Origin of the sequence: Paraburkholderia sp. J41 (genome assembly GCF_905220235.1) — a bacterium.
Taxonomy (GTDB): domain Bacteria; phylum Pseudomonadota; class Gammaproteobacteria; order Burkholderiales; family Burkholderiaceae; genus Paraburkholderia.
Genome location: NZ_CAJMZE010000010.1, coordinates 152,704 through 167,923 on the forward strand (window position 1 = coordinate 152,704; position 15,220 = coordinate 167,923).

Sequence of the window (15,220 nt, forward strand, 5' to 3'; positions counted from 1 at the left end):
AAGTCGCGCGGGACGAAGGCGGCGGGGCGTGAGCGCTCAAGCGGCGGTCTCCGGCGTGTCCGTGCGGCGGGAGCCAGCGCGATGGGTGCGATCGGCGTGATCGGCGCTCTCCGAACGATCCACGCGATCCGAATGATTCATGGGACTCGGGCGACTGGGGTGACTCGGGCGATCCTGGCGTTCGTCGCGATCGCCGGCACCGGACGGCGATGCGGCTGGCGCCGGGCAGGACTCGGCATGCCCGATCTCGCCCGCGCGCGCTTCGGCGTCGATCAGCGCGGCCTTGCGCGTGAGTCCCCAGCGATAGCCCGCGAGCGAGCCGCCCTTCTGCACGACGCGGTGGCAAGGAATCGCGAGCGCCACCGGATTCGACGCGCACGCGCTCGCCACGGCGCGCACCGCCTGCGGCGTGCCGAGCGTTTGCGCGATCTGCGTGTAGCTGCGCGTTTCGCCGTAAGGAATGCGCTGGAGCGCGTCCCAGACGCGCTGCTGAAATGCGGTGGGCGCGATGTCGAGCGGCAGGTCGAAGCGGTCGCGGCGGCCGTGCAGATAAGCGTCGATCTGGGCGACGAAGGGCGCGACGGCCGCGTTGTCCTCGACGCATTGCGCGTTCGCGAAATCGGACTGGAGCGCGCCGACGAGCGCCTTGTCGTCGTCGTCGAAAGCGATGCGGCAGATGCCCTTTTCCGTCGCCGCGACCAGCACGCGGCCAAGCGGCGTGGGCGCGCAGCCGTAGCGGATGGTGCGGCCCGCGCCCTTGCGCCGGTACGCGGACGGCGCCATGCCCAGTTCGCCCGGCACGCTGTGATAGAGCCGCGACGACGAGCCGAAGCCCGCGTCGGCGCTTGCGCGCGTGACGTCGGCGCCTTCGCCCAGCGCATCGCGCAGCACCGCGCCGCGGCGCGCGGCCTGATACTGGCGCGGCGACACGCCGAGCACGCGCTTGAAAAGCCGCTGGAGATGGAACGGGCTCAAATGCACGGCGTCGCTCAGTTGCGCGAGCGTCAGGCGCTGCTGCGGGTCGGCGTCGAGCGCGGCGCAGGCGCGCCGCACCACTTCCAGCTCGCGCGGCAAGCCGCCCGGACGGCAGCGCTTGCATTCGCGATAACCGGCGGCGCGCGCGGCGTCGGCGGCGGCGAAGAACTCGATGTTCTCGCGCAGCGGCAGCCGCGACGCGCAGGACGGGCGGCAGAACACGCCGGTCGTGCGCACGGCGTAGAAGAACGCGCCGTCGGCGCCTGTGTCGCGCGCGGCGACGGCTTGCCAGCGCTCGGCGTCGGTCGACCAGGCGGCTTCGGCCGGTGCGTGCGGCTCGGCCCGCTGTTCGGGCTGCCGTGCCGACTGCGGCTTTGGCCGCTGATCCGCCTGCGATTGCGTCTGTGTTTGCGGTTTCGTTAGCGGTGTCGTCTGCTTCGTGGACTGGGCGGCGCTCATCTCGTAACTCCTCGAAAAGCCGGATGGGATGGCTTTACTGTATCCATGCACGTTGCGCGCGGCGTGCCGGATCTTGCGCTGTCATTGTGTCAACGGCGAACGCCGCATTCGAGGCGCTCAACCAGGGGTTTTCGAGCCCTCGGTGAATCCCGAATGGCAAATGGATGCCGCTTGTGCGACAAAATGCCCAACTATCGGGTTTTCCCTTAAAAAGTTGTTGCATCGCGCCAGGCCGCTGTGTATAGTGGTTCCTGTCTCCTCCATGTCTCCTCCTGATATGGATTAAGCCCGCTCACAGCAGCGGGCTTTTTTTCGTCCAGCGTTTGTGGTTGGCGTAACAACTTCCAACTTCCGCGCGTGCCTGCGCGTTCCCATTTTCCCTCGCTTCCTGGTTTCGCGCCCACGATTCACGCACACTGCTCGTCGCTGCGGATAGCCGCGCGCGCCGCGCGGGTTCACCATGCGTGGAGTGCGTAGACCGCGTAGCGGCCGGTGGCGCCGCGGCGCGTGCGTGAAACCGTTGGAGGCGTGTCATGCGAATTCCGGTCCGCGAGATCGACCATGTCGTCATTCGCGCGGCCGATCCCGCCGCGCTCGTGCGTTTTTATTGCGACGTGATCGGCTGCACGTTCGAGCGCGAGCAGCGCGACATCGGCCTCGTGCAGTTGCGCGAGGGACGCTCGCTCATCGACGTGATACCGGCCGGCGGAAAACTCGACCGCGACGCGGGTGCGCCGCCCGCCGGCGCGGGACGCAACATGGACCACCTGTGCCTGCGTGTGGAACCGTTCGACGCAGCGGCGCTCGAGGCTCATCTTGCCGCGAACGGCGCGCATCCCGGCGAAGTGGCCGAGCGATATGGCGCGGAGGGATTGGGGCCGTCGCTGTACTGCTTCGACCCCGAAGGCAACATGGTGGAGCTGAAAGGACCGCCGCGTGCGTGAGGCGCGAAAGAAAACGCTCAGACGTTTTCGGGCGCCTTGAGCACGTTCCATTCGACGGCGACGGGCTCGGCGTTCGACGAGCCGATCCAGGCCGCGCCGTCCTGCACCGTGCATTGCAGGCGCATGGTGCGTTCGGCGATGGCGCCCAGCGCGGCCGCGACGTCTTCGCCCAGCGACCACACGGTCACATTGCGCAACCGCTCGACCTTGCCGCGCACGCCTTGCCACCAGATGTCGGAGGTGCGGCCGCCGTAGGCGATCACGATGACTTCACCCGCGCGCCCGCTTGCCTTGGCGATGCGGCGCTCGTCGGGCTGGCCGACTTCGATCCACGTTTCGATGGCGCCCGTGTAGTCCTTGCGCCAGAGATCGGGTTCGTCGGTATCGGAAAGGCCCTTGCAGAATTCCAGCCGATCGCTCGCGAACAGCGCGAATGCGGCGATGCGGACCATCATGCGGTCGTCGGTTTCGGACGGATGGCGCGCGATCGTGAGCGCATGGTCGGCGTAGTAGTGCCGGTCCATGTCCGCAATCTGCAATTCCGCCTTGTAGATGGTCGATTTGAGTGCCATGCCGGTTCCGGGCGCGCAAAAGCCGCACATGATAGCGAAGATTCGCGCAAGCGACGTGCCCCTGCTGGTGCATCAGGCGCTTACGCGGGACGAAACGGGAAGGGTCGGCGGGGAAGATGACGGCGTGCGTCGGCACGGACAACACGTCCAACGCGTGCAACTAGCGCAACAAGCGCAACAAGCGCAACGCGTCCAACACGGGCAACAAGCGCATCGGGCGCGCGGCAAAGCCGCCGCGCCGCGCCGGATATCGCCGCGAAAGCGGTGTTATTGCTTGATGAAGCGGTCGTTGGTCCAGAGGCCTTGTTCGTCGGCGTTGGCCGCGTTCACGAATTCGACGTCATGCCCCACGACCTGGACCACGCGAAACGTCTGACCTTCGGGCGTGGAAAGGCACTGGAAGCCCGAGAAATATTCCTGCATCTGCTGATGCTCGCCGGACTGTTCGTGCGCGGCCACGGCATCGAGCTTGTCTTTCGAAAGGCAGCCGTACGAACCGGGCTTGAACTGCACCGTTTGCTGTGGCTTCACGAGCCCAGTCTGCGCTTGCGCGGGGAATGCGCAAACCGCGCCGGCCGCGAGAACCCACATCGCGGCTCGCATTTTCGCGTGCATTTTCATGATCTGCCTCCTGCGGATTTTTATTCCGGTTAGCTATGTATTTAACTTTCACGCCAAACCCGCATTTTTAAACATAGAGGAGCGCGAAAGGACTGCAAGAAGTTCTTGTGTGCAGCCGCAACAGCCGACGCTTGGCGGACCGGGCGGCACGGCCCGCGTAGCGGGATTCGGCGCGCAAGCCTACACCGAATGCCAGCCATTGCGAACGGTTTGACCGGCGTGAATCGCTTATCGACAAAGGCTTTGAATTTTAATCGGCTCGGACTTCGCGTTGATTTAAACCGCTTAATACAAACCATGACGCGGCGCATATAAAGTCGCGCGCGCGAACGCGTCGCCAGGCTCGCACTATGCGCGGGCCGCAGAAGAAAAACGATGCCAGCGTTGCCCGCGAAATTCTCGCGCGCCGCCCTTGCGCACCCAAAAACTTCGTGGATAAATCGGGCTTCGCGAAAAGAGACTTCTGGAGACTGCTCATGACCCTCGCTCACTGGCTGCCGTTCGCCATTGCTTCGGCGATACTCGTCGCCATTCCCGGCCCCACGGTGCTGCTCGTGGTTTCGTATGCGCTCGGCCACGGCCGCCGCTATGCGCTCGCCACCACGGCGGGCGTCGCGCTCGGCGACTTCACGGCGATGACGGCTTCGATGCTCGGCCTCGGCGTGATTCTCGCGGCTTCGGCCACGTTGTTTTCGATGCTCAAATGGGTCGGCGCCGCCTATCTGATCTATTTGGGCGTGAAGCTGTGGCGCGCGCCCGTGGGTGTAGCCGAAGCCGCCGACACCTCGGAAACGCGCACCGGCCGCATTTTCGCGCATGCCTACATGGTCACGGCGCTCAACCCCAAGAGCATTATTTTCTTCGTGGCGTTCGTGCCGCAGTTCATCGACCCGCATCTGGCGGCGGCTCCGCAGATCGTGGTGTTCGAAGCGACCTTCCTCGTGCTCGCCACGCTCAATGCGTTCGGCTACGCGCTGCTCGCGGCGGCGGCGCGCAAGGCGGTGCGAAGCGTGCGCGTGCAGCGCGCCGTCAATCGCACGGGCGGCTCGCTTCTGATCGGCGCGGGACTGTTTGCCGCCGTCTGGAAGAAGTCGGCGGCTTGACGGCTGGCGGCGAGGCGCCCGGTACGCCGGTCGTGGCGCTGGCGCCGCTTCGCCATGGCGCGTTCATGGAGCGGGCCGCAATAGGCGATTCGGCGGTTTTCTGGGAGTTATCCGGGCGTTTTCCGAGGCATATCCGCCGCAATATCCACGCGATAGCCAGGTGTTCGGTCGGGCTATCCACGGTCTATCTCCAATGCCCGGTTTGCGAGTTCGGCAACGCGCGCCAGGCACGCGCCCTGCTCGGCGTCGCTGTGACGATCGGCGAACATTGTTTTTGCGGTTCGGTGTGCGCCCATGGTGAAACTGTCGCGCCGCGACTACAATGCAATTGCAAACCGCTTGACATCCAGGAGGTTATCGTGACCGAACACGTAATACTGGGCGCATTTCTGGTGATTCCGCTTGTCCTTGTCGTGTTTCTGTTTTCCGACGAGATCATCGAGGAACACAAGCAGCGAGTGCGGCAAGCGGGCAGCGAACATCACATCGACTGGCGTCATCCGCTTCGCAGCATCCTGCATCACTGAAGCCCGCATGACTCGTCAGGGTACGATTGGTCGCGGCATCCTTCGTTTTTGCTCTGTTCGCCTTTGCTTCATTCTTCGCTAACGGGCGGCCTCATCGCGCCGCCCGCTTCCTCCCAGCCGCTCGCCTTCGTTTTTGCTCGTCGCTCATCCTGGTCGCCCGCAAGCGCCCCGCACGTTAGCGGCGTAATTCGTCGTTACCACTTGCAGCACCTGTATCCGCGAATCGGATCGACAATTCTTCCATGTGATCAAAGTTCTCAAGGAGAACGACATGAGAAAGATAGCGGCCGTATTGGTGCTTGCAGGTTGCGCGGTGGCGGCCGGTCCCGCAAGCGCGCACGATCGGGGCGGCGACGTGGTGGGCGCGCTCGTGGGCGGCGCGTTGATCGGCGCCGCAGTGGGCGCGCTGGTCAACAGCGGCCCGGCCGTGGCCGTGCCGGCCCAGCCGGTTTATGCGCAGCCCGCGCCGGTGTATGCGCAGCCCGCCTACGCACCCGCTTATCAGCCCGCTTATGCCGCCGCGCCCGCCGGTGCATGCTACGACCGTTACTCGGGCCGCTACGTCGCTTGCGGTGCGCCGCCGCCGCAGTACGACGACGGCTACGTGCAGCAGTCGGGCTACGCGCAACCCGTCTATGCCCAGCCGGGCGGCGGCTGGTAATTTCGGGGCGACGGATTCGCTTGGGCGCGCCGGTTTTCACGAACCGGCGCGCCTCGCCTTTCAGCCGGTCTGTTCGACGGGCTTCACGCGCAGATTGAGCCGCTGCGTCAGGCGAATCACGCCGATCTCCACCTCGCGGTCGATGCGCGAGGCGTCGAGCAGGCGCTGCAACGCGTCGATGCCGTCCACGGCCACGCCGTCGATCGTCACGACCGTATCGTCCACGCGCACCCCGCCCAGCGCGGCCGGGCTGCCCTTGACGACCTCCATCACGCGCACGCCGCTCGTCGACGGCAAGTCGAAATAGCGTTGCACCTTGCGCGCGACGGGCACCGTCGTGCCTGCGATGCCGATATACGCGCGCCGCACGCGGCCATGCGCGAACAATTGCGTGATGACCCATTTGGCGCTGTCGATCGCCGTGGCGAAGCAGATGGCCTGCGCGCCCGGAATGATGGCCGTGTTCACGCCAATCACCTGTCCGGCCGAATTGACGAGCGGGCCGCCCGAGTTGCCGGGATTGAGCGCGGCGTCGGTCTGGATCACGTCGTAGATCATGCGGCCCGAATTCGAACGCAATGAGCGGCCGAGTGCGGAAACCACGCCGGTCGTCACGGTTTGCGCGAGCCCGAGCGGGCTGCCCACGGCGATGGCGATCTGCCCGACGCGCAAGCCCGCCGACTCGCCGAGCTGCGCATGCGGCAGCGTTTCGTTCGCGCCGATGCGCAGCACGGCGAGATCGGTGCTGGGATCGTCGCCGACGAGATCGGCCGTGTGCGTCGAGCCGTCGGCCAGCGTCACGCGCAACTGCGTGGCGCCATGCACGACGTGGCTGTTGGTCAGCAAGTAGCCGTCCGGCGTGAACAGAAAGCCCGAGCCGCTGCCGCCGCTCGCGCCGTGCGAGGCCGGGCTTGCGGCGCGGCGCTCGACGGCGATGTGCGCAACCGACTGCTGGACGCGCTCGAGCGCGCCAATCACGGTGCGCGAATAGGCATCGAGGAGCGCGTCGTCGTCAATGCCTGTGTGCTGGCTTGCGCCGGCGCCGCTTGCGGAGGCGCGAGCCAGGTCGTCGATAAAGGAGGGACGTTTGCCCACGATCCGATCTCCAGGGAAAAGTGGGCAGTACATGCGGGCGCGGCGCGCGCTTTTTCAAGAGCGTGCGCGAAGGGGCGAAAAACGTGTCGGACCACTAAGCGCTGTGTCTAAATCTTGGCGCGGAATCGGCAGAACCGGCAGAACCGGCAGAACCGGCGGATTCGTCAGTACAAAGAAAGAAGCCCGCTTGCGCGGGCGAATCCATGCTCGGGTGACATGGCGAGGTAAACGTTTGCACGCCCAACTGCGTCAAGGAAATCCCGGCCATCCTGGCCAATGCGCGAGCCTGAACACGCAGGCCCGAACGTTCAGGCGGCGATGGCTTCGACCGCGTCGGCGGCAATGGTGGCTTGAATGGCTTCGAGTTCCAGCATGAGCGTGTCGATGGTGCGGAACTGGACGGGCGTGACCTGCGGGGCGTCCATCAGCGCGCAAAGGCGCCGGTACCAGTAGTCGTATGGCAGGACCGTCGGCGCGATGCCATTGGACAAAGCCGGTGCCACGGCGCGCGTGATGTGCGCGATTTCGTCGTCGATCAAATGCATGGTCGCCCCCGAAAGCGATGAATGATATGTCGTTGTACGAACCTATAGCGACACTTTAGTGCGGTGTCGCACCGTGCAATAGCTATCACATCGGATAGGGCGGAAGCGCAAAAACTTTCATTTTGCCTTCTGCGGTGCGCATATCCGGCATTGGCACACGTTAATGGCGCCAACCGCCATGTCCGCCGTAATAGCCGCCGACTCCCACGCCGATATCGACAGAAGGCGCCGCGTAATAGCCCGGCGCGTAGCCATAGCCATAAGCCGGCGCGGGCGCATAGGCATAAGGCGGCGCGACCACGCAGCCGGAAAGCCCGGCGCTGAGCGCGACGAGAGCGAGTGCGGTTGTGAGTGCTTTCATTGTCGATCTCCTGTGCTTTTATTATTGACTCGCCGCGCGCGATTAAGCGTTTGCAATAGAAACGATGTGTGTCGATTGATTACAGGGGAAGCCCGCACGACGCAGGGGTGACGATGACTGACGAGGAAAGCGAAATGAAATTAATTGGGAATGCGAAGCAGGGATGACGAAACATGGCGCATCGCGCCGTGCCTGGCCTTATTTTCCAATGCAAAAACGGCTGAAAATCACGCCGAGCAAATCGTCGGAGGTGAACTCGCCGGTAATGGAATTGAGCGCGTCCTGCGCCAGCCGCAACTCTTCGGCGAAAAGGTCGAGCACCTGCGCTTGCTGGTCCGCGTGCGCCGCAGCAAGCGCAAGGTGCTCGCGCGCCGCGCGTAGCGCAATCAAATGCCGTTCGCGCGCGAGATAAACGCTCTGCGCGTCGGCCTGCCAGCCCGCGATGTTCAGCAACTCCGCACGCAACAAGTCCACGCCGTCGCGTTGCTTCGCGGAAAGGCGCAACTCGCGGATCTCGGCGCCGTCGGTGGCCGTGCGCTTCGTTGCCTCGGGCGCGACGCCGGTGAGATCGGTTTTGTTCAGCACGCGCACGACCGGCACGCCGACGGGAAAACGCGCGGCGATCGTGTGGTCGCCGGCCGTCATGCCTTCGCGCGCGTCGAGCAGATGAAGCACGACGTCGGCGCGGCCGATCTCGCTCCAGGTGCGCTCGATGCCGATCTTTTCCACTTCGTCCTCGGTCTCGCGCAGGCCCGCCGTATCGACGATATGCAGCGGAATGCCTTCGATCTGGATCGTTTGGGAAATCTTGTCGCGCGTGGTGCCGGCCACGGGCGTGACGATCGCGAGTTCCGCGCCCGCGAGCGCGTTGAGCAGCGACGACTTGCCCACGTTCGGCTGCCCCGCGAGCACCACGGCCAGGCCTTCGCGCAGCAACGCGCCCTGACGCGCTTCGGCGAGCACGTGGTCGAGTTGCGCGCGGATATGCGCGAGCTTGCCGCGCGCGTCCGCGGCTTCGAGAAAGTCGATCTCTTCTTCGGGGAAATCGAGCGTCGCTTCCACGAGCATGCGCAGCGTCACGACGTCGTCGACGAGCGCGTGGATGTCGCGCGAAAACGCGCCGTCGAGCGAACGGCCCGCCGAACGCGCCGCCGCTTCCGTGCTCGCCTCGATCAAGTCGGCCACGGCTTCGGCTTGCGCCAGGTCGAGCTTGTCGTTGAGAAACGCGCGACGCGTGAATTCGCCCGGCTCGGCGAGCCGCAAGCCGAACGCGCGGCCCGCCTCGATACAGCGTTGCAGCACGAGTTGCAGCACGATCGGGCCGCCGTGGCCTTGCAGTTCCAGCACGTGCTCGCCTGTATAGGAATGCGGCGCCGGAAACGACAGCGCGATGCCGCGATCGAGCACGGCGCCGCCCGCGTCCAGAAACGGCACGTAGCTCGCATGGCGCGCGGCGAGCGGCTGGCCCGCGAGCGCCGCCATGAGCGCTTCGGTGAGCGCCGCGCCCGCGCGCCCGGCCGATACGCGCACCACGCCGATGCCGCCGCGTCCGGGCGCTGTGGCGATGGCGGCGATGGGATCGGAATCGGTGGCGAGCATGGCGGACTGATAGGGAAAAGGGCAGGGAGCGCGCCCGCACTGGCCGCCGGGACGGCGCAAAACGACGGCAACACGGCGCGCGAAAGCGAGGCATTGTAACGCGCGGCTCGCGCAACGCTCCACGCAACGATCGCGCAGAATCTTCTTGTTTTATCCCACGTTGGATAAGACTAATCTCGAAGAATTCTGACGGAATATGCTATTCATGAAATCTGTGCGGGCCGACAGCCAACCGATCCAGCGCATTTGCCTGAAGCCCGATAGAAATCATAAGACGATTAGTTTCGGGCAATTTCTCTCTTTTATAGGCTAAATGTAGCTTATCTGGTTGTCTTCTTCGCCGATCCTGGGTTGCACAATCTCGCCCATGCCGACATCCGAAGAAAAAGCTGCTTTCGCCGAACGACTCAAGTTCGCAATGAAGCGCGCGCCAGAAAGACTGCGTGGCAGCACCGACCTGTCCAATCAGTTCAATTTACGCCATCACGGCGAGCATCCGGTTTCGCCGCAAACCGCTCATAAATGGCTGAGCGGCCGCACCATTCCCACTCACGACAAGCTCGAAACGCTGGCGAAATGGTTCGGCGTGGACACGCACTGGCTGCACTATGGGCCGCCGCCCGGCAATCCGGCGGCCGTGCCCAAGCCGCGCAAACCCGACGAGAAGTATCCGCTTTCCGAGGAAACGCTCGAACTCGCCTCGAAGATCGAATCGCTGAGCGCGCATCATCGCTATCTCGTTCAGGAACTCATCGCGCAGTTCTACGGCGACGCCGACAAGAACTGAGACGCCGCAACAAAAAAGCCGTCCGATTGTCGCCGGACGGCTTTTTTTGCGCCTTGACGGAAAGCGGCGGAATCGCAGGGATCGCCGCTTCGGCTATCAGGACACGACTTCCTTCTTCCTGCCTTTGCCCATCATGCGCGTGATGTAGTACTGCTGCGCGATGGAGAGCACGTTGTTCACCACGTAATACAGCACGAGGCCAGCCGGGAAGAAGAAGAACATGGCCGAGAACGCCAGCGGCATGAACATCATCATCTTGGCCTGGACGGGGTCCGGCGGCGTGGGGTTCAAACGCGTTTGCAGGAACATCGAGACGGCCATCAGCACCGGCAGGATGAAGAACGGGTCCTGCTGCGAAAGGTCGTGAATCCACAGAATCCACGGCGCACCGCGCATTTCCACCGACGAGAGCAGCACCCAGTACAGCGAGATGAACACCGGAATCTGGATCACGACCGGCAGACAGCCGCCGAACGGGTTCACTTTTTCGGTCTTGTACAGCTCCATCAGCGCCGCGTTCATCTTCTGCGGGTCGCTCTTGAAGCGCTCGCGCAGCGCCTGCATGCGCGGCGTGATTTCCTTCATGCGCGCCATCGACTTGTAGCTGGCGGCGGAGAGCGGGAAGAACACGGCCTTGATGAGCAGCGTGAGCAGCACGATCGCCCAGCCCCAGTTGCCCACGTAGCTGTGGATTTTCTCGAGCAGCCAGAACAGCGGCTTGGCGATGATCGTCACCCAGCCGTAGTCCTTCACGAGTTCCAGACCCGGCGCGATGCCTTCGAGCATGCGCTCCTCTTCCGGGCCGGCGAACAGGCGCGCCTGCACGTCGTCGGTCGCGCCCGGCGCGATCGTGCCGAGCGGCTGCTTCACGCCCACGCGGTAGAGCGAGTTGTCGAACTTCTCGACGTAGATGTCACGCTTCGCGCCTTGCTGCGGAATCCACGCGGTCGCAAAGTAGTGCTGCACCATCGCGATCCAGCCGTTGTCGGCCTGATTCACGAAGTCGGCCTTGTTCTTGTCGATGTCGCTGAACGAAATCTTCTGGAAGTGATGCTGGTCCGAGTAGACCGCCGGGCCGATGAAGGTGTGCGAGAAGCGCGGCGTTTCGACCGGCTGGCTGTCGCGCACCAGCTCCATGTAGAGCGTGGGCGAAACCGGCGTGCTGCCGACGTTCTGCACCTTCGTGTCCACGCCGATCACGTAGCTGCCCTTGGTGAAGGTGTAGGTCTTCGTGACCTTCACGCCGCCCTTGTCGGGCGAAACGAGGCTGATCTGGTACGCGTTGGCATCGCCGGTCAACGCGCGCGGACCCGGCTGCACCGCGAACACGTCGTTGTGGTTCGGGAAGTCGCCGCCGAGCAGACCGGTGCGCGCGAGGTACGTGTGGTCGTTCGTGTGGTCGAACAGCGTGATGTACTGGTTCGGCTGCTTGCCTTCGCCTTCCTTGAGCAGCGAAAGCTTCACGATCGTGCCGCCGCGCGTGTCGATCACGCCGTCGTAGACGTCGGTGTGAAACTCCACGAGCTGGGCGGCGGCCGCGGCGGGCTGGGCGGTGTTCGTCGGTGCCTGACCCGCGGCGGTGGCGGGCAGGTCCGACGCGCCGTTCGCGGCGCTGGCGGGCGCGGCGCCGCTGGCGGCGGTGTGCGGCTGCGTTTGCGTCGCGCTCGGGAAGAACATCGACTGACGTCCGTGGTCACGTTGCCAGTTGTCGTACAGCAGGACAGCCGACATAAAGAAGATGACCCATAGGACGGTGCGTTTGATATCCATGCGTTGTCTCAGTGTCGATGGGATGGCGCGTCAGCGCTTTTCGGTGTTGCCGGCGGAACGAGGTCGATGCCGCCCGCCGAAAACGGATGGCAGCGGCACAGCCGCCGCGCGGCGAGGTAAGTCCCACGCGCGGCGCCATGATACTGGATTGCCTCGCGTGCGTAATCGGAACAGGAAGGATAAAAACGGCACCGGCTGCCGAGCAGGGGACTCACGGCAAGCTTGTAGAAACGCAGGATTGCGATCAGTACCGTTTGCATGGCGTTGCGGCCTGCCTGCGCCGCGCTCGATGACGAATGTCGTGCCGCTTGCGCGGCAAACGCGTTGGACTGCGACTGCCCGGACCCGCGCGCCGCGCTCATGACGGGCGCGGCTTGCCCGTTTCGGGCTCGCCCGCCGGCGCCGCGCCCGGTTTCGGCTGCGGCTGCGGCTGCGGCTTCCGCGCGGCGTCTTGCCGCGGCGAATGCGCGCAACGGCTGTCCGCCGCGCCTGACGCCGGCGCTTGAGCCGATCCGCAAGCCTGCGACTGCGCCGAACCGCGCCGCGCGACTTCGCGCGCGGCTTTTTCGAGCAAATACTCGATTTCGGTGCGGCACAGCGTCTTGAGCCCCGGCGACGAAGCGGACGGCTGCGCCTTGCGATCGAACTTCGTATGCAGCCGCAGCAGCAGGTCGAAGCCTTCGAACTGCGCGCGACGCACGCGAAACGCTTCCCGCGCGATCCGCCGCACCAGATTGCGCGTGACGGCGCGCGGCGCGAACTTCTTGCCGATCACGAGCCCGAGCCGTGCCTCGTTGCCGGTTTCCCGGCCGTACACGACGAAGTGCGCGGAACGGCGCCAGGGGCGCAAACGAAAAACGGATGAGAATTCATCCGTTTTCAGTAGCCTTGCGGCCTTCGGAAAAGCGGCTTGCGTTCGCGGCAGCATGACGTCGGTTTCGATCGCCCTGTTAGCCTGGTTCGCGATTCGACCGCTACCCGTGGTGGTATCGCTGATAGCGACGCTGCCCGGCTTAGACGGCGAGGCGCTTGCGACCCTTCGCACGGCGTGCGTTGATCACTTTGCGGCCACCAGCGGTCTTCATGCGCACGCGGAAACCGTGGGTGCGCTTACGACGGGTAACGGAAGGTTGAAAAGTACGTTTCATGTTGCTCTCACTCGTTGAATTTGACCGCGGCGAGCATCGCGGAAAAAAGCAATGGCCGGTGGTACAAGGGAATGGTTTTCGCGGAACCCGCTATTTAATCCGGTTTTTCTTTGGCCGTCAATAGGTTAGGGCATCGAAGCATGCATGAACGCTTGCGCGGCGGCCTTGCGGCGCATGCCGCGCGCATCGCCGAGGCGGCCCCGAGCGCCGCGCGCAACGTCGTCCGCCGAACGGCCGTGCGTTGATCCGTCCCTGTGGATAACTCCCAGGACGGGGGAAATCGGCGGTAGAATCTCGCCTATCCCAAGAATCCTGCATGCCGCTCCGGCCCGCCTGCTTGCCGCAAAACCCTTGCCGCGCGGGCGTCCGGAGCATTTGGCGTCGCCTCGTCAGGGCCTCGTCGCCGGTTGCGACCAGTGCGACGGCGTCGCAAAACGTATGCAAACAAAACGATCACAGCAACTCGATGAACGAATTCTGGCAACACTGTTCCGCACTACTGGAGCGTGAGCTGACGCCCCAGCAGTACGTGACGTGGATTAAACCGTTGGCCCCGGTTGCCTTCGATGCTGCGGCGAACACGCTGCAGATAGCCGCTCCCAACCGTTTCAAGCTCGACTGGGTGAAAAGCCAGTTCTCGGGCCGGATCACCGATCTGGCGCGCGACTTCTGGCAAACGCCCGTCGACGTCCAGTTCGTCCTCGATCCGAAGGCGGGCGTGCGCTCGCCGGTTGCGGCGCCGCGCGCGCCCGCCACGGTCTCGAGCGCGGGCTTTGCGCCGGCCGCCGCGCCGCAACCCGCCGCCGTGGGCGGCGGCGCGGGGCTTGCCGGCATGGTGCAGGCCGCTTCGGCGGCCGTTGCCGCCGCGCACGGCGCGCAATCCGCCGATGACGCCGCCGACCTCGATCTGCCGAGCCTCGACGCCAACGAAGCCGCCGCGGGCCGTCGCGGCTGGCGCCCGGGGCAAGGCGCGAGCGCCGGCGCGGCCGCCGAAACCGATCCGACCTACGAGCGCTCGAAGCTCAACCCGGTGCTCACGTTCGACAACTTCGTGACCGGCAAGGCGAACCAGCTCGCGCGCGCCGCCGCCATCCAGGTGGCGGACAACCCCGGCATCTCGTATAACCCGCTGTTTCTTTACGGCGGCGTGGGCCTCGGCAAGACTCACCTGATTCATGCGATCGGCAACCAGTTGCTGCTCGACAAGCCGGGCGCGCGCATTCGCTACATCCACGCGGAACAGTACGTGTCCGACGTGGTGAAGGCGTATCAGCGCAAGGCGTTCGACGACTTCAAGCGTTATTACCATTCGCTAGACCTGCTGCTGATCGACGATATCCAGTTCTTCTCCGGCAAGTCGCGCACGCAGGAAGAGTTCTTCTACGCATTCGAGGCGCTGGTGGCCAACAAGGCGCAGGTGATCATCACGAGCGACACGTATCCGAAGGAAATTTCGGGTATCGACGACCGCCTGATCTCGCGCTTCGACTCGGGCCTGACGGTCGCGATCGAGCCGCCCGAACTCGAAATGCGCGTGGCCATTCTGATGCGCAAGGCGCAGTCGGAATTCGTGAACCTGAACGAAGACGTCGCGTTCTTCGTGGCCAAGCATCTGCGTTCGAACGTGCGCGAACTCGAAGGCGCGCTACGCAAGATCCTCGCGTATTCGAAATTCCACGGCCGCGAGATTTCGATCGAACTGACCAAGGAAGCGCTCAAGGATCTGCTGACGGTGCAAAACCGCCAGATTTCGGTGGAAAACATCCAGAAAACGGTGGCCGACTTCTACAGCATCAAGGTCGCCGACATGTATTCGAAGAAGCGTCCGGCGAACATCGCGCGCCCGCGCCAGATCGCCATGTATCTCGCGAAGGAACTCACGCAGAAAAGCCTGCCGGAAATCGGCGAGCTGTTCGGCGGGCGCGATCACACCACGGTGCTGCACGCCGTGCGCAAGATCGCCGACGAGCGCACCAAGGACGCCCAGCTCAATCACGAGCTGCACGTGCTGGAGCAGACGCTCAAGGGCTGAAACCGGCGGCCTGGCGCGCCT

Annotated in this window: 16 protein-coding genes and 1 pseudogene; 6 read left to right on the plus strand and 11 right to left on the minus strand. The window is 64.6% G+C overall.

What is annotated here, in order from left to right:
• Nucleotides 1–36: 36 nt before the first annotated feature.
• Nucleotides 37–1,434, minus strand: a complete 1,398-nt coding sequence (gene ada / locus U5805_RS13100) for a bifunctional DNA-binding transcriptional regulator/O6-methylguanine-DNA methyltransferase Ada (RefSeq protein WP_322103899.1) — start codon at nucleotides 1,432–1,434, stop codon at nucleotides 37–39.
• Nucleotides 1,435–1,967: 533 nt separating this feature from the next.
• Between ada and U5805_RS13105 the strand changes: the two genes are divergently transcribed.
• Complete coding sequence (locus U5805_RS13105) at nucleotides 1,968–2,378, plus strand: VOC family protein (protein WP_322103900.1); 411 nt, start codon at nucleotides 1,968–1,970, stop codon at nucleotides 2,376–2,378.
• Nucleotides 2,379–2,395: 17 nt separating this feature from the next.
• Here U5805_RS13105 and U5805_RS13110 read toward each other — a convergent pair whose 3' ends face one another.
• Both U5805_RS13110 and sap1 read right to left on the minus strand, forming a co-directional pair.
• Nucleotides 2,396–2,950 carry a YaeQ family protein gene (locus U5805_RS13110; RefSeq protein WP_322103901.1) on the minus strand — a complete coding sequence of 185 codons (555 nt, stop codon included), beginning with the start codon at nucleotides 2,948–2,950 and terminating at the stop codon, nucleotides 2,396–2,398.
• Nucleotides 2,951–3,217: 267 nt separating this feature from the next.
• Nucleotides 3,218–3,565: a surface attachment protein Sap1 gene (gene sap1 / locus U5805_RS13115; protein ID WP_415914592.1), complete on the minus strand. Its 348-nt coding sequence runs from the start codon at nucleotides 3,563–3,565 to the stop codon at nucleotides 3,218–3,220.
• Nucleotides 3,566–4,047: 482 nt separating this feature from the next.
• Between sap1 and U5805_RS13120 the strand changes: the two genes are divergently transcribed.
• The 3 genes from U5805_RS13120 to U5805_RS13130 all read left to right on the plus strand — a co-directional run bounded on the left by U5805_RS13120 (nucleotide 4,048) and on the right by U5805_RS13130 (nucleotide 5,862).
• Nucleotides 4,048–4,674 carry a LysE family translocator gene (locus U5805_RS13120; protein ID WP_322103902.1) on the plus strand — a complete coding sequence of 209 codons (627 nt, stop codon included), beginning with the start codon at nucleotides 4,048–4,050 and terminating at the stop codon, nucleotides 4,672–4,674.
• Nucleotides 4,671–5,201 carry a hypothetical protein gene (locus U5805_RS13125; RefSeq protein WP_322103975.1) on the plus strand — a complete coding sequence of 177 codons (531 nt, stop codon included), beginning with the start codon at nucleotides 4,671–4,673 and terminating at the stop codon, nucleotides 5,199–5,201. Before U5805_RS13120 ends, U5805_RS13125 begins: the two co-directional genes overlap by 4 nt.
• Before the next feature lie 271 nt (nucleotides 5,202–5,472).
• A complete protein-coding gene (locus U5805_RS13130; protein ID WP_322103903.1) occupies nucleotides 5,473–5,862 on the plus strand; it encodes an ecotin precursor in 390 nt (129 codons plus the stop codon).
• A 60-nt stretch (nucleotides 5,863–5,922) separates the two neighbouring features.
• Here U5805_RS13130 and U5805_RS13135 read toward each other — a convergent pair whose 3' ends face one another.
• The 4 genes from U5805_RS13135 to mnmE all read right to left on the minus strand — a co-directional run bounded on the left by U5805_RS13135 (nucleotide 5,923) and on the right by mnmE (nucleotide 9,462).
• The gene (locus U5805_RS13135) at nucleotides 5,923–6,957 is read right to left on the minus strand and encodes a S1C family serine protease (RefSeq protein WP_322103904.1); all 1,035 of its coding nucleotides are present in this window, start codon (nucleotides 6,955–6,957) and stop codon (nucleotides 5,923–5,925) included.
• Between the two features lie 308 nt (nucleotides 6,958–7,265).
• Entirely contained in the window at nucleotides 7,266–7,502 is a 237-nt protein-coding gene (locus U5805_RS13140; RefSeq protein ID WP_322103905.1) for a hypothetical protein, read from the minus strand.
• Nucleotides 7,503–7,662: 160 nt separating this feature from the next.
• Nucleotides 7,663–7,863, minus strand: coding sequence for a hypothetical protein (locus U5805_RS13145; protein WP_322103906.1), 201 nt, complete (start codon nucleotides 7,861–7,863; stop codon nucleotides 7,663–7,665).
• 198 nt (nucleotides 7,864–8,061) lie between these two features.
• Nucleotides 8,062–9,462, minus strand: a complete 1,401-nt coding sequence (gene mnmE, locus U5805_RS13150) for a tRNA uridine-5-carboxymethylaminomethyl(34) synthesis GTPase MnmE (protein WP_322103907.1) — start codon at nucleotides 9,460–9,462, stop codon at nucleotides 8,062–8,064.
• Between the two features lie 367 nt (nucleotides 9,463–9,829).
• Here mnmE and U5805_RS13155 point away from each other — a divergent pair, with 367 nt between their 5' ends.
• A complete protein-coding gene (locus tag U5805_RS13155; protein WP_322103908.1) occupies nucleotides 9,830–10,249 on the plus strand; it encodes a transcriptional regulator in 420 nt (139 codons plus the stop codon).
• 96 nt (nucleotides 10,250–10,345) lie between these two features.
• On the opposite strand, the gene yidC is transcribed toward U5805_RS13155, so the two are convergent.
• From yidC to rpmH, 4 genes and pseudogenes are all read right to left on the minus strand, one after another.
• Entirely contained in the window at nucleotides 10,346–12,019 is a 1,674-nt protein-coding gene (yidC, locus tag U5805_RS13160) for a membrane protein insertase YidC (RefSeq protein WP_322103909.1), read from the minus strand.
• An 8-nt stretch (nucleotides 12,020–12,027) separates the two neighbouring features.
• Nucleotides 12,028–12,279 carry a membrane protein insertion efficiency factor YidD gene (yidD, locus tag U5805_RS13165; protein ID WP_322103910.1) on the minus strand — a complete coding sequence of 84 codons (252 nt, stop codon included), beginning with the start codon at nucleotides 12,277–12,279 and terminating at the stop codon, nucleotides 12,028–12,030.
• Nucleotides 12,280–12,536: 257 nt separating this feature from the next.
• A pseudogene (rnpA, locus tag U5805_RS13170) lies at nucleotides 12,537–12,947 on the minus strand (ribonuclease P protein component); the annotation flags it as partial.
• Nucleotides 12,948–13,032: 85 nt separating this feature from the next.
• Nucleotides 13,033–13,167 carry a 50S ribosomal protein L34 gene (gene rpmH / locus U5805_RS13175; RefSeq protein WP_026120950.1) on the minus strand — a complete coding sequence of 45 codons (135 nt, stop codon included), beginning with the start codon at nucleotides 13,165–13,167 and terminating at the stop codon, nucleotides 13,033–13,035.
• 466 nt (nucleotides 13,168–13,633) lie between these two features.
• Between rpmH and dnaA the strand changes: the two genes are divergently transcribed.
• Nucleotides 13,634–15,199, plus strand: coding sequence for a chromosomal replication initiator protein DnaA (gene dnaA, locus U5805_RS13180; protein WP_322103911.1), 1,566 nt, complete (start codon nucleotides 13,634–13,636; stop codon nucleotides 15,197–15,199).
• Nucleotides 15,200–15,220: the final 21 nt, after the last annotated feature.